Here is a 14,747-nt window from a genome sequence, read left to right as displayed (position 1 = left end):
TGTCCATTACACGCAGTAAATAAAAAATCCACTTAAGAAGGTAGGTGTTACATGTCCGAGCTTAATGAAAAGTTAGCCACAGCCTGGGAAGGTTTTACCAAAGGTGACTGGCAGAATGAAGTAAACGTACGTGACTTCATTCAGAAAAACTACACTCCATATGAGGGTGACGAGTCCTTCCTGGCTGGCGCAACTGATGCGACCACTGCACTGTGGGACAGCGTGATGGAAGGCGTTAAACAGGAAAACCGCACTCACGCGCCTGTTGACTTTGACACCTCCGTTGCTTCTACCATCACTTCTCACGACGCAGGCTACATCAACAAAGCGCTCGAGAAGATTGTTGGTCTGCAGACTGAAGCTCCGCTGAAACGTGCGATCATTCCGTTTGGCGGCATCAAAATGGTTGAAGGTTCCTGCAAAGCGTACAATCGCGAACTGGACCCGATGCTGAAAAAAATCTTCACCGAATACCGCAAAACCCACAACCAGGGCGTATTCGATGTTTACACCAAAGACATTCTGAACTGCCGTAAATCCGGTGTTCTGACTGGTCTGCCAGATGCGTATGGCCGTGGCCGTATCATCGGTGACTACCGTCGCGTTGCGCTGTACGGTATCGACTACCTGATGAAAGACAAATACGCTCAGTTCGTCTCTCTGCAGTCCGATCTGGAAAACGGCGTAAACCTGGAAGCAACTATCCGTCTGCGTGAAGAAATTGCTGAACAGCACCGCGCTCTGGGTCAGATCAAAGAAATGGCTGCTAAATATGGCTGCGATATCTCTGGTCCGGCTACCAATGCTCAGGAAGCTATCCAGTGGACTTACTTCGGCTACCTGGCCGCTGTTAAATCTCAGAACGGTGCAGCAATGTCCTTCGGTCGCGTATCCACCTTCCTGGATGCTTACATCGAACGTGACCTGAAAGCAGGCAAAATCACCGAGCAAGACGCACAGGAAATGATCGACCACCTGGTCATGAAACTGCGTATGGTTCGCTTCCTGCGTACTCCTGAATATGATGAACTGTTCTCCGGTGACCCGATTTGGGCAACTGAATCTATCGGTGGTATGGGCGTTGATGGCCGTACTCTGGTTACCAAAAACAGCTTCCGCTTCCTGAACACCCTGTACACCATGGGTCCTTCTCCGGAGCCGAACATCACTGTTCTGTGGTCTGAAAAACTGCCTCTGAACTTCAAGAAATTCGCCGCTAAAGTGTCCATCGACACCTCTTCTCTGCAGTACGAGAACGATGACCTGATGCGTCCGGACTTCAACAACGACGACTACGCTATCGCTTGCTGCGTAAGCCCGATGGTTGTTGGTAAACAAATGCAGTTCTTCGGTGCGCGTGCAAACCTGGCGAAAACCATGCTGTACGCAATCAACGGTGGCGTTGATGAAAAACTGAAAATGCAGGTTGGTCCTAAATCTGAACCGATCAAAGGCGACGTTCTGAACTTCGACGAAGTTATGGACCGCATGGATCACTTCATGGATTGGCTGGCTAAACAGTACGTCACTGCACTGAACGTTATTCACTACATGCACGACAAGTACAGCTACGAAGCCTCTCTGATGGCGCTGCACGACCGTGACGTTATCCGCACCATGGCGTGTGGTATCGCTGGTCTGTCCGTTGCTGCTGACTCCCTGTCTGCAATCAAATATGCGAAAGTTAAACCGATTCGTGACGAAGACGGTCTGGCTATCGACTTCGAAATCGAAGGCGAATACCCGCAGTTTGGTAACAACGACTCTCGCGTTGATGACATGGCGGTTGACCTGGTAGAACGTTTCATGAAGAAAATTCAGAAACTGACTACTTATCGTAACGCTATCCCGACTCAGTCTGTTCTGACCATCACCTCTAACGTGGTTTATGGTAAGAAAACTGGTAACACCCCAGATGGTCGTCGTGCTGGCGCGCCGTTCGGACCGGGTGCTAACCCAATGCACGGCCGTGACCAGAAAGGTGCTGTTGCCTCTCTGACCTCCGTTGCTAAACTGCCGTTTGCTTACGCTAAAGATGGTATCTCTTACACCTTCTCTATCGTTCCGAACGCTCTGGGTAAAGACGACGAAGTTCGTAAGACCAACCTGGCGGGTCTGATGGATGGTTACTTCCACCACGAAGCGTCCATCGAAGGTGGTCAGCACCTGAACGTGAACGTCATGAACCGTGAAATGCTGCTGGATGCGATGGAACATCCGGAAAAATATCCGCAGCTGACCATCCGCGTTTCTGGCTACGCAGTACGTTTTAACTCCCTGACTAAAGAACAGCAGCAGGACGTTATCACTCGTACCTTCACTCAGACCATGTAATTGGTTTTGACTGAAATCGTACTTTAAAAAGCGTACAATAAAGGCTCCACGTAAGTGGGGCCTTTTTAATAGCCTGCTTTGTCAGCCATCTATACTTATGGATAGCAGCCAAAACAGACTCGACACAGTTAATAACTGTGCACTAACACTGGCCCCGGATGGGCCACACCTGGAGAAACACCGCAATGTCAGTTATTGGTCGCATTCACTCCTTTGAATCCTGTGGCACTGTTGATGGCCCGGGCATCCGTTTTATTACCTTCTTTCAGGGCTGCCTGATGCGCTGCCTGTATTGCCATAACCGCGACACGTGGGATACGCACGGCGGTAAAGAAGTTACCGTTGACGAATTAATGAAAGAGGTGGTGACCTACCGCCACTTTATGAACGCCTCCGGAGGCGGCGTGACAGCGTCTGGCGGCGAAGCTATCTTGCAAGCTGAATTCGTACGTGACTGGTTCCGGGCCTGTAAAAAAGAAGGTATTCATACTTGTCTGGATACTAACGGTTTTGTTCGCCGCTACGATCCGGTGATCGATGAGTTGCTGGAAGTCACCGACCTGGTCATGCTCGATCTCAAACAAATGAACGATGAAATCCATCAGAATCTGGTGGGTGTGTCTAATCATCGTACACTCGAGTTCGCGCGTTACCTGTCCAACAAAGACATCAAAGTGTGGATCCGCTATGTTGTCGTACCTGGCTGGTCTGACGATGACGACTCCGCACACCGCCTTGGCGAATTTACCCGCGATATGGGCAACGTTGAAAAAATCGAGCTGCTGCCTTACCACGAGCTGGGCAAACACAAATGGGTGGCAATGGGCGAAGAGTACAAACTCGACGGCGTTAAGCCGCCGAAGAAAGAGACCATGGAGCGCGTGAAGGGTATTCTCGAGCAATATGGACATAAAGTGATGTATTGAGTTTTATGGTGGGTAACAGATACGTTACCCACCTGACTCTGCCTTAACGCCCTCTTCTCGCCAGTAACGGGAAAATCAATCCCAGTCCAACCAGCACAAATGGCGTCACAATATTCAGCGTGAGCTGGAATGTCCACTCAGGGGTGAAGGCTTCCATTTTCGGGAAAATCCCGGTCAGACAGGCAAATGCGGTAAAGGCAAAGCACCAGATCCCCACGGTCATCGCAAGCGATCGGTTGCGAATAAAGACATATTCTGATTTATATTTTTGCGCCAGACGAATAACGGCAATGAATGCCACAAACACCCATAAATAACGCAATGGCATCACGACAGAGTTAAGATTCAATAGCCATTTATACAGATTGTTCATGTCGCCAATTCCCAGTGTTGGCAACATAATCAGAATCGCCACCAGCACCAGCGTCAGAATATAACCATTTACCGGCGTACCGGAAGCGTTGGTTTTACACAGGCTCTCGGGAATATATTTACGATCAGCATCACCCAGCAGAACTTTAAGCGGTGCATCAATAGAAAATACCAATGCCGCAATCTGTCCCAGCGTATTGGCAATCGCGTAAATAACCATCAGCGAATTACCCATACCATAATACTCACCCAGTTTCTGGAAGGCGTAATATTGACCATTCGTCATCAGGTCATCTGGAATATGCCGGGAGTCAAACATCATTCCCATAGCCAGCGACCCGAGAATCGCACATACCGCCACCATAACAGCCAGAACGAGCATCCCTTTCGGAAATTCTTTGCCCGGATTACGTGTCTGATTAACGTATGGCGAAATTTTCTCCGCGCCGCCCACGGCAAAGACCAGCATGGAGATCGTGGTAATGTAGGTAAAATCAATGTGCGGGATAAACGATTCCCAGGTGATATTAGTTGTCGCTATCTGCACATCCGTAATTGCAGGCGCAGTTACCGCCATCACGACATACAAAATGGACATCACAAACATCGCGATGCCTGCAACTGACCCAACAATTTTCAGCGATTTCATGCCACGGGACGCAACCCACATGAAAAAGACAAACAGCGCCAGTGTCAGCCCCTGCAACGCCACGACGGTGTACTCTTTAATCAACGAACCATCGCCCTTCAGCGCCCATCCCAGCGCAATCAGAATAGCCTGCGGTTTTTGCGCCAGATAAGGAATATGCACAACCCAATAGGTCCATGCAGCAAGATAGGCCAGCCCTGGCCCCATGGTATGTTTAATCCAGGTACTGACGCCGCCTTTACCCTCTTTAAAAGTTGAGCCAAGCTGCCCGACGATCAACGCATAAGGTATAAAATAGAGCGCGAAAATAAAGATCCAAGAGGAGACAACAACTAATCCCTGATTGGCATAGTTGTTAACGACGTTGCCAAAACCCCAAACGGTAATAAAAGACATCAATGCAATGTTGTACCATCGCAATTGTTTTTCCTGCACACCAGCCATACGCAATCCTTCGTGGAAGCTTTATGATTATAAATAAATGAGGCGTGGGATTATGCGCGGTAAAATGAGCGAGCGGAAACGGCAGGATGTAAAACTATAACCTTCTGCACACTTTATTTTCAGGAAAGAAGTGTGTGATTAAATAATGCAGGTTCCCATAAAGCATACATAAACAGTATGTATGGGAACCTGTTCATATTCTGTTAAATCAGGTCAAATGTGCGCAATAGAATTGGGTGTATGGCCCGTTTTACGCAACAGCATCAGTAAATAAATAAACGATACGCTGGCGATCATGATAAACAGCAAGCTATCTGAATAATTCTGCATCAGCATCGCAGTAAATGAAGGACCCAGCAGACTGCCCACGGTATAGCTCAATAACAATGCCTGATTCATGGCGACCAGCTGATGATGTTCCACCTTTTCACAGGCCCAGGCCATCGCGACCGGGTAGAGGGTAAAGCCTGCCGCACCCAACATAAACAACGCGGGCGCCATCGCCGCCTGATTCAGCATGGCGATACTCCCGACGATCACCACGAAGACCTGGACGCGTAAAACCAACAGACGTCCCAGCTTGTCCGCCAGACGGCCAATCGGCCATTGCCCCAGAATACCTGCACTTACCAGGACCGCCATCCAGAAACCAATGCTGGCGTTACTCACCCCCTGATGATTGAGATACAGCGGCATCAGGCCATACAAAGACCCCAGCACAATCCCGGAAATAATACAGCCATTCACGCCCAGACGCGCCTGGCGGAGTTTCAGCATGGAAACAATAGGCGTAGACTGCTGCTCATCACCCTGCTGATTGGCAATGCGCGTAAACAGCAGTGGCAAAACACCCGCCAGGATAGTACCCGTCACCCACGGCAGGACGTTCATCAATTCCGTGGATACTTTACTCACCAGCAGTTGGCCTAAAAACGTCCCCACGTAATAGATCATCATATAGGCGGCAAGCAAACGTCCGCGATTACGCGAAGTCCCGCTGCACATCAGCGCGCTTTCCACCACCACCCAAATCATGGCGCAGCCAACACCAGCGATAAAACGCCAGGTCATCCAGCTCCAGAATCCCACCATAATCCCCAGCCCGACACAGCCCGCGGCAAAAATAAGCGAGGCGATATAATAGCTGCGGTTAAAACCCAGATGTTTTATTAAATACCCTGTCAACAACGTCCCTACCAGATTACCGGTAAAGTAAGACGAGCTCACCACACCTACCTGCCAGGTGGGCAGATTTTCATGGGCGAGCCAAAGCGGGACGAGCGTGTTTAACACGGCGATCGCCAGGGTCAACAGAAGTAGCCCGCACAGCAATAGCATGACGGGACGGGTATAGGTGGACATGAATAAAAACCGTGAGGAAGTTCAAATTTCATGCGCATCATGCCACTGCTAAAAACATTGTCAATCGGCGTAATCAAAGGGCTGAGGCGCTTTCTGGTCGATCGATTTGCATTACTGATTCTTAATGTGAATAGATAAAAAATACAAAATCACATCTGCTTGTTTTTATTGATCTAAAACAAAAATCTCGCGTTACGTTCAGTCGAAAAATTTCATGGATTACCCTTACTTTTATTTCTTACTAAACTCAATGCGGGATGCTGAGCTGCATTGTCTTCAAAATAGAACAGTGAGTTCTTATTTAGGCATCTACTCCAGATATCGTTCTTTTCGTAGACTTAAACTCATCAAATTTCCCCCACTGATGCTGAACAGGAGAAATATCATGACTAAACCTTACGTAAGACTTGATAAAGATAATGCGGCAGTACTGCTGGTCGACCATCAGGCTGGCCTGCTCTCTCTGGTTCGGGATATCGATCCCGATAAATTTAAAAACAACGTGCTAGCCCTAGGTGACTTAGCAAAATACTTCAACCTCCCAACCATTCTGACAACCAGTTTTGAGACAGGACCAAACGGGCCGCTGGTACCGGAACTGAAAGCGCAATTTCCCGATGCGCCCTATATTGCTCGCCCAGGAAACATTAACGCATGGGATAACGAAGATTTCGTGAAGGCAGTGAAAGCGACCGGCAAAAAGCAGCTGATTATCGCCGGTGTCGTGACGGAAGTTTGCGTCGCCTTCCCTGCGCTCTCAGCTATTGAAGAAGGCTTTGACGTCTTTGTGGTAACCGATGCTTCAGGCACATTTAATGAAATTACCCGTCATTCAGCTTGGGATCGGATGTCTCAAGCAGGCGCTCAGTTGATGACATGGTTCGGAGTAGCGTGCGAGCTGCACCGCGACTGGCGCAACGATATCGAAGGTCTGGCAACGCTGTTCTCGAATCACATTCCGGACTACCGCAATCTGATGACCAGCTACGACACGTTAACTAAGCAGAAGTAAAACCAGGGCGAAAACCCTGGCCTGACATATTGCCTGATGACGCGCAGCTTTAAGGCCTACGGATCTGTAGGCCTGATAAGACGCAAGCTACCATCCGGCATAGTTTGGATTAACTCGCCACCGCCATACCGACTGTCATATGCAGCCCGTAGAACACGCCACGACCAATCAGCTCGCCGACTAACAGCAAAATAAACGCCACGGAAAGCAGCGGAACGGCAGGCTGGTAACCCTTCACTTGCGGTACAATCCAGCAGCACAACGCTAATGCCAGCGCCACAATCCGCCACGCCATCAGCGAGCCGTAATCCGGAACCAGCGCAGACGCCTGCTGAATCGAACTGTGGATCGTCGCCAGTTCAGCCCCCTGCATGACAGACATAATGGCGCTTACGACCAGAGCAAGCACTGAAATTGCCGGCAGCAGGCGCATCGCCCAACCATCCACGCCAGCAATTCTCAGTAACAGATACCCCAGCAGCGGACCGCCCATAAACATCGTCAGGAAGAAGCCCAGCGGAGTCCAGACGCTGTACCAGGTCGGCACAGTATCAATGGTGTTATAAACGCGTACCATCATCCAGACAAAAACCACCCCCAGCACCATGGTGACAACTAACCACAGATTGCGTAATGCGGGCGACATTTTTTTCAACGTGGCCAGCAGCCAGCCGATACCACCAACGGCAAAGAAGATTGAACCGCTGGCAATTTCGTTACTCAACGCCGAAGACCCTACGCGATTGAGCGAGTTAAAGGCGCGCATCGGTGAGCCCAGGTGGAGCATAGAAGCAATGAAGCCAATGCCCATTAATACCCACAGCCCAAACATGCAGGCAATCACGCGCTGCTGCGATTCTGGACGTAAGTCACCTTTCATCAACGCCAGCGCCAGAACGATAAAGCCACCAACCACACACTGTCCGAAGACCGTGAAGATCATCAGCGGCCATTCATGCCATCCACTTCCCATCTTACACCTCCTTCGGATTGGCCAGATAACCTGTGGTATCCCCGGTCGGGCGGCTATTGGCGTTAGGTTTGATGACAATACTCGGTTTGGTAAAGTGCGCGCCCGGTAGTGGTGCAACCGCAGCCAAAGCACCGTGTTTTTTGCGCAGTTCATCAATTGGGCCAAAATCCAGCGCACGCAGTGGACAGGACTCGACGCAGATAGGTTTCTTACCTTCAGCGACGCGCTCATGGCAGCCATCGCATTTAGTCATATGCCCTTTTTCAGCATTGTACTGCGGCGCGCCGTAAGGACAGGCCATGTGGCAATACCGACAGCCAATGCACACGTCCTCATCGACAACGACAAAGCCATCTTCACGTTTGTGCATGGCGCCACTCGGACACACCTTGGTACAGGCTGGGTCTTCGCAGTGGTTACACGCAATGGAGAGGTAATAGGCAAAGACGTTCTGATGCCAGACGCCGTTATCCTCCTGCCAGTCACCGCCCGCGTATTCATAAATGCGGCGGAAGCTGACTTCCGGGGTTAAATTTTTGAAGTCTTTGCAGGCCAGTTCGCAGGTTTTGCAACCGGTGCAACGGCTGGAATCAATAAAAAATCCATACTGGGTTGTCATCGGTTACTCCTTACACCTTTTCAACCTGAACAAGGTTCGTGTGCGATGGGTTCCCCTTCGCGAGAGGAGACGGACGCTGGGTCGTCAGGACGTTAATACAACCGCCCTGGTCCACGCGTTTTGCGTCCGGGTCATACCACGCCCCTTCGCCTAGTGCCACCACGCCAGGCATCATACGCGGCGTTACTTTCGCCTCGATGTGCACTTCACCACGATCGTTAAAGATGCGCACCTTGTCGCCGTTGTTAATGCCGCGTCTCTGCGCATCCATCGGGTTGATCCACATTTCCTGACGGCAGGATGCTTTCAGAACATCAACGTTGCCATAGGTAGAGTGGACGCGAGATTTGTAGTGGAAGCCGGTCAATTGCAGAGGGAATTTCTCCACCAGAGGATCGTTTATGCTTTCAAATCCTGGGGTATAAATCGGCAGTGGATCAATCACATCACCTTCCGGCAGTTCCCAGGTCGCCGCGATCTCGGCAAGTTGCTGCGAATAAATTTCGATCTTACCTGACGGAGTAGTCAGCGGATTGGCGTCAGGATCCTCACGGAACGCCTTGTACGCCACGTGATGCCCCTGTGGGTCACGCTGTTTAAAGATCCCCTGCTTGCGGAATTCTTCAAACGTTGGCAGTTCAGGAATCGCTTTGCGCGACTGCTCGTACAGATGACGCATCCACTCTTCCTGAGTGCGACCTTCTGTAAACTGCTGCTCAACGCCAAGGCGTTTCGCAAGCTCGCTGGTCATCTGGTAGATAGTCTTGCATTCGAAGCGTGGTTTGATCGCCTGATCGGTGAAAATCACATACGACATATTCCCGCAGGAGGCATCCAGTGCGAAGTCCATCTGCTCCGAAGCGGTACAGTCCGGCAGCAAAATATCCGCGTATTTCGCCGAGGAGGTCATATGGCAGTCGATGACAACGATCATCTCGCACTTCTTATCATCCTGTAGGATTTCGTGTGTGCGGTTGATGTCGGAGTGCTGGTTAATCAGGCAGTTACCCGCATAGTTCCAGATCATCTTAATCGGAACATCGAGCTTATCTTTACCACGAACACCGTCACGCAGCGCCGTCATCTCCGGACCTCGCTCAATGGCGTCCGTCCACATAAACATCGAGATACTGGTTTCTACAGGGTTTTCCAGCGTAGGCATACGTTCAAACGGCAAACTGTATGAGCCCTCACGCGCCCCGCTGTTGCCGCCGTTAATCCCAACGTTACCGGTCAGAATAGCCAGCATAGAAATGGCGCGGGTCGCTATTTCACCATTAGCATGACGCTGCGGTCCCCACCCCTGGCTGATGTATGCCGGTTTAGCGCTACCGATTTCACGTGCCAGTTTGACGATTCGTTCAGCAGGAATCCCGGTAATTTGCGCTGCCCATTCCGGGGTCTTGGCAATACCGTCTTTGCCCTGCCCAAGAATATACGCCTTATAGTGACCGTTTTTCGGTGCATCTGCCGGTAAGGTTTTCTCGTCGTAACCTACGCAATATTTGTCAAGGAACGGTTGATCAACCATGTTTTCGGTGATCAGAACATACGCCAGCCCATTTACCAGCGCGGCATCCGTACCAGGACGGATGGGGATCCACTCATCTTCACGACCCGCACCAGTATCCGTGTAGCGAGGATCGATAATGATCATGCGGGCATTGGATTTCTGTCGCGCCTGTTCAAGGTAATAGGTTACCCCACCCCCGCTCATACGGGTTTCACCTGGGTTATTCCCGAACAGAACCACCAGCTTGCTGTTTTCAATGTCTGACGGGCTGTTACCGTCTGCCCAGCCGCCGTAGGTGTAGTTCAACCCGGCAGCGATTTGCGCTGAAGAGTAGTCACCGTAGTGGTTCAGGTAGCCACCACAGCAGTTCATCAGACGTGCTACCAGCGTTTTGCCCGGTGGCCAGGAGCGTGTCAGGGTGCCGCCCAGCGTACCTGTGCCGTAGTTCAGGTAGATAGACTCGTTGCCGTAGTCTTTGATAAGACGCTGCATATTGCTGGCAATGATGTCGTAGGCTTCATCCCAGCTGATACGCTCAAATTTACCTTCGCCACGCTTGCCGACGCGTTTCATCGGGTATTTCAGACGATCGGGATTATAGACGCGACGACGCATGGAGCGACCTCGCAGACAGGCGCGTACCTGATGCAAACCGTCGTAGTTGTCATCACCGGTGTTGTCGGTTTCAACATACTTTATTTCACCATCTACCACGTGCATACGCAGAGGACAGCGGCTACCACAGTTCACCGTACACGCGCTCCAGATGACTTTCTCACTGGCCTGTGTTGGATTAAGGGCTTCTGCAGCATTTGCAATACGGGTAAATGGCAGGGTAAACGCGCTACTGGCCACCGCCAGTCCGCCTATCGCCGTCGTTTTCACCAAACCTCGGCGACTAACCTCAGCTGCCAGCATGGCATCGGGGATCTTAGTTTTCATAGTGGCTCACTCTGCTGCTCACAATAAACAAAAGGCAAATATCCGTTGTATAGATTTTTATATAGCGTTACTATCGATATAAAGACTGGTAGATACTGAATTTGCGAAAAGACAGAGATAAATACTGACTTTCATTTGAAGGCAGTATTACTCCTATGGAGGTAGATGTTATTGTCCAGCGTCAAACAGGCATAAAAAAAGCGCCCGGAGGCGCTTTTTTAGCAGGGAAAGGTAGCTTAGCCGATGAATTCCAGGCCATTCATGTACGGACGCAACACTTCCGGAACCTGAATGCGGCCATCAGCCTGCTGATAGTTTTCCATTACCGCAACCAGCGTACGTCCTACCGCCAGACCAGAACCATTCAGCGTATGTACTAAACGGGTCTTTTTGTCGGATTTACTGCGGCAACGCGCCTGCATACGACGAGCCTGGAAATCCCACACGTTGGAGCAAGAGGAGATTTCACGATAGGTGTTCTGCGCCGGGATCCACACTTCCAGATCGTAGGTTTTGCATGCGCCGAAGCCCATGTCGCCAGTGCACAGGATGATCTTGCGATACGGCAGACCCAACAGTTGCAGGACCTTCTCAGCATGACCGGTCATCTCTTCCAGCGCGTCCATAGAGTCTTCCGGGCGAACGATCTGCACCATCTCAACTTTATCGAACTGGTGCATACGGATCAGACCACGGGTATCACGACCGTAAGAACCTGCTTCAGAACGGAAGCACGGCGTATGCGCAGTCATTTTGATCGGCAGCGCATCTTCGTCGATGATTTCGTCACGTACCAGGTTGGTCAGCGGCACTTCTGCCGTTGGGATCAGCGCATAGTTGCTGCTGTCAGCTTCTTCATCCAGCGGACGGGTGTGGAACAGATCGCCAGCAAATTTCGGCAGTTGGCCTGTTCCGTACAGCGTGTCATGGTTAACCAGATACGGAACGTAGTTTTCGCTGTAACCATGCTGTTCGGTATGCAGATCCAGCATAAACTGAGACAGCGCACGGTGCATGCGTGCGATCTGGCCTTTCATAACAACGAAACGAGAGCCAGTCAGCTTAACCGCCGCGGCGAAATCAAGACCCGTGTGCATTTCACCCAGAGTAACGTGATCGCGCACTTCGAAATCAAACTCACGTGGTGTACCCCAGCGGCTGACTTCGACGTTGTCATTTTCATCTTTACCCACCGGAACTTCGTCCGCTGGCAGGTTAGGAATGGTCAGCGCAATATCGCGGATCTCGGCCTGTAAGGTATCAAGTTCAGCTTTCGCGGCATCCAGCTCTTCGCCCAGTTTGTTCACTTCCAGACGTAAAGACTCGATATCTTCCCCGCGCGCTTTTGCCTGGCCGATGGATTTCGATCGAGAGTTACGCTCTGCCTGCAGGTTTTCAGTTTGTACCTGCAGAACTTTACGACGCTCTTCAAGAGCGCGCAGCTTATCTACATCCAGCTTAAAGCCCCGGCTTGCCAGTTTTTCTGCGACTGCGTCTGGCTCATTACGCAGCAGATTGGGATCGAGCATGCTTATCCTGTGCTTATCGAATTAAAATAGGAGAAAGTGACCACAGCCTGCGGTCACAGGGATACAGAGACAACATTACCGCAACGATAACACTAACGGTAGCGTTTTATAGGGCTATTTTGATCCTGTCCGGCGAGCCAGGCGAGCTTTTCGCCAATCTTGCCTTCAAGACCTCTGTTTGTGGGGTGATAATAGCGCGTTTGTGCCATTTCCTGCGGGAAGTACTCTTCTCCGGCAGCATAGGCATTTGGTTCATCATGGGCGTAACGATACTCCTGACCGTAGCCCATCTCCTTCATCAGCTTCGTCGGCGCATTGCGCAGGTGAACCGGCACGTCGTAATCCGGACGTTCACGTGCATCAGCCAGCGCAGCTTTGAAGGCGGTGTAAACTGCATTACTTTTCGGCGCGCAGGCCAGATAAACAATCGCCTGAGCAATCGCACGTTCGCCTTCCGCTGGTCCCACACGGGTAAAGCAGTCCCATGCGGAAATTGCCACCTGCATGGCGCGAGGATCGGCATTGCCCACATCTTCAGAGGCAATTGCCAGGCAGCGACGAGCAACATACAGCGGGTCACCGCCTGCACTAATGATGCGCGCATACCAATAAAGCGCTGCATCCGGTGCACTGCCGCGAACCGACTTATGTAATGCGGAGATGAGATCGTAAAAACGATCGCCTTTATTATCGAAGCGTGCGCTGCGCTCACCGGCAATTTCAGTGAGCAATTCTGGTTTCAATACACGCTTGCCAGAATCATCAACTTCGGCCATATCGGCCATCATTTCCAGCGTATTCAGCGCCCGGCGCGCGTCACCATTAACCAGTTCGGCAATAGCCCGACGCGTCTCTGGCGGCAGTACGATATCCTGGCCGCCGTAACCCCGCGCTTTATCTGACATCGCCTGGTCCAGCACCTGTTCAATATCGTCGGTGGTTAACGATTTCAGTAAGTAAACGCGTGCGCGTGACAGCAGCGCCGAGTTCAGTTCAAACGAGGGGTTTTCGGTGGTGGCGCCAATAAACGTGATGGTACCGTCTTCAATATGCGGTAAAAACGCATCCTGCTGGCTTTTATTAAAACGGTGAACTTCGTCAACAAACAGGATCGTACGCCGACCAGCGTTACGGTTCTGACGCGCACGCTCAATCGCTTCACGAATCTCTTTTACACCAGACGTAACCGCCGAAATGCGTTCGACATCGGCGTTGGCGTAACGGGCAATGACTTCGGCAAGCGTAGTTTTTCCCGTCCCCGGCGGCCCCCATAAAATCATGGAGTGCAGGTGCCCCGCCTCGATAGCGCGCGGCAAGGGTTTACCCGCAGCCAGCAAATGCTGCTGGCCGATATACTGCGCTAAATTTTCTGGCCGCATACGTGCGGCCAGTGGCTGAAAGGTATTATCAGAAAAGTCGAGCGACAGATTGCTCACTCACACGCCTCTACTTACGTTGATCGTCAACCGTTACACCTTGCGGCGGGGTAAAGGTGAATTTGGAAGGTTCAATCGCACCATTCTGCTGAGATTTCAGCTGATAGCTGCTGCGCTGATCGTCTTGCTCAACGGCGCTAAACTGATGGATCGTCCCGTCACGCCCAACATTGATCGTAAACTGCTTCAGGTTACCGCTGCTGGTTTTTGGCGTCAGCACGAAATCATCGCCGTTTTGCTTAATGTTGTACTGCTGCCAGTCACTGGCCTGGTTACGCGCGATCAGCATGAACGGCGTATTGCCCGTGGCGTCTTTCAGCCAGGTCGCGGTCGCCTGTTCAACAAACGGGTTAAAGAACCACAGCGTTTTCCCATCGGAAACCAGGATGCTCTCATCAGGCTGAGTCATATGCCAGTTAAACAGATTAGGACGTTTAACCCATAAATCACCCTGACCTTCCTGCACCGATGCGCCGCTGCCGTCCGTGACCTTCTGAGTAAAGCTGGCATGGAAGCTACTGACTTTATCCAGACGGCTTTTCAGGTCGCTGGCAGCGTCAGCCCAGACGCTGCTCACCACAAAGCTCGACAGTAATGCACAGGTGATTGCGATTCTTTTCATCGTTATTCCTCAAA

Annotated in this window: 11 protein-coding genes; 3 read left to right on the top strand and 8 right to left on the bottom strand. The window is 51.1% G+C overall.

The features are described from left to right. Nucleotides 1–51: 51 nt before the first annotated feature. Nucleotides 52–2,334 (top strand): formate C-acetyltransferase, encoded by a 2,283-nt coding sequence (pflB, locus tag G4551_RS08385; protein ID WP_003035753.1) that lies wholly within the window; start codon nucleotides 52–54, stop codon nucleotides 2,332–2,334. A gap of 185 nt (nucleotides 2,335–2,519) precedes the next feature. Continuing rightward, nucleotides 2,520–3,260, top strand: coding sequence for a pyruvate formate lyase 1-activating protein (pflA, locus tag G4551_RS08380; RefSeq protein ID WP_003035751.1), 741 nt, complete (start codon nucleotides 2,520–2,522; stop codon nucleotides 3,258–3,260). Between the two features lie 43 nt (nucleotides 3,261–3,303). Here pflA and G4551_RS08375 read toward each other — a convergent pair whose 3' ends face one another. Then, a complete protein-coding gene (locus tag G4551_RS08375; RefSeq protein WP_003035749.1) occupies nucleotides 3,304–4,725 on the bottom strand; it encodes an amino acid permease in 1,422 nt (473 codons plus the stop codon). 213 nt (nucleotides 4,726–4,938) lie between these two features. Next, a complete protein-coding gene (locus G4551_RS08370; protein WP_003836902.1) occupies nucleotides 4,939–6,087 on the bottom strand; it encodes an MFS transporter in 1,149 nt (382 codons plus the stop codon). Between the two features lie 385 nt (nucleotides 6,088–6,472). Here G4551_RS08370 and ycaC point away from each other — a divergent pair, with 385 nt between their 5' ends. Next, complete coding sequence (ycaC, locus tag G4551_RS08365) at nucleotides 6,473–7,099, top strand: isochorismate family cysteine hydrolase YcaC (RefSeq protein WP_003035746.1); 627 nt, start codon at nucleotides 6,473–6,475, stop codon at nucleotides 7,097–7,099. A 109-nt stretch (nucleotides 7,100–7,208) separates the two neighbouring features. Here ycaC and G4551_RS08360 read toward each other — a convergent pair whose 3' ends face one another. The 6 genes from G4551_RS08360 to lolA all read right to left on the bottom strand — a co-directional run bounded on the left by G4551_RS08360 (nucleotide 7,209) and on the right by lolA (nucleotide 14,733). Next, nucleotides 7,209–8,072, bottom strand: coding sequence for a dimethyl sulfoxide reductase anchor subunit family protein (locus G4551_RS08360; RefSeq protein ID WP_003035744.1), 864 nt, complete (start codon nucleotides 8,070–8,072; stop codon nucleotides 7,209–7,211). A 1-nt stretch (nucleotide 8,073) separates the two neighbouring features. After that, complete coding sequence (gene dmsB, locus G4551_RS08355; RefSeq protein ID WP_003836904.1) at nucleotides 8,074–8,691, bottom strand: dimethylsulfoxide reductase iron-sulfur subunit DmsB; 618 nt, start codon at nucleotides 8,689–8,691, stop codon at nucleotides 8,074–8,076. 10 nt (nucleotides 8,692–8,701) lie between these two features. Then, entirely contained in the window at nucleotides 8,702–11,146 is a 2,445-nt protein-coding gene (dmsA, locus tag G4551_RS08350) for a dimethylsulfoxide reductase subunit A (RefSeq protein WP_003836906.1), read from the bottom strand. 236 nt (nucleotides 11,147–11,382) lie between these two features. Continuing rightward, the gene (serS, locus tag G4551_RS08345; RefSeq protein WP_003836908.1) at nucleotides 11,383–12,675 is read right to left on the bottom strand and encodes a serine--tRNA ligase; all 1,293 of its coding nucleotides are present in this window, start codon (nucleotides 12,673–12,675) and stop codon (nucleotides 11,383–11,385) included. Nucleotides 12,676–12,767: 92 nt separating this feature from the next. Then, nucleotides 12,768–14,111: a replication-associated recombination protein RarA gene (rarA, locus tag G4551_RS08340; RefSeq protein ID WP_003836910.1), complete on the bottom strand. Its 1,344-nt coding sequence runs from the start codon at nucleotides 14,109–14,111 to the stop codon at nucleotides 12,768–12,770. A gap of 10 nt (nucleotides 14,112–14,121) precedes the next feature. Continuing rightward, complete coding sequence (lolA, locus tag G4551_RS08335; protein ID WP_003836912.1) at nucleotides 14,122–14,733, bottom strand: outer membrane lipoprotein periplasmic chaperone LolA; 612 nt, start codon at nucleotides 14,731–14,733, stop codon at nucleotides 14,122–14,124. Nucleotides 14,734–14,747: the final 14 nt, after the last annotated feature.

Origin of the sequence: Citrobacter freundii ATCC 8090 = MTCC 1658 = NBRC 12681 (genome assembly GCF_011064845.1) — a bacterium.
In the GTDB taxonomy this organism is placed as follows: domain Bacteria; phylum Pseudomonadota; class Gammaproteobacteria; order Enterobacterales; family Enterobacteriaceae; genus Citrobacter; species Citrobacter freundii.
Note: the sequence above shows the minus strand (reverse complement) of the source record. Positions and strands in the feature narration are given on the sequence as shown.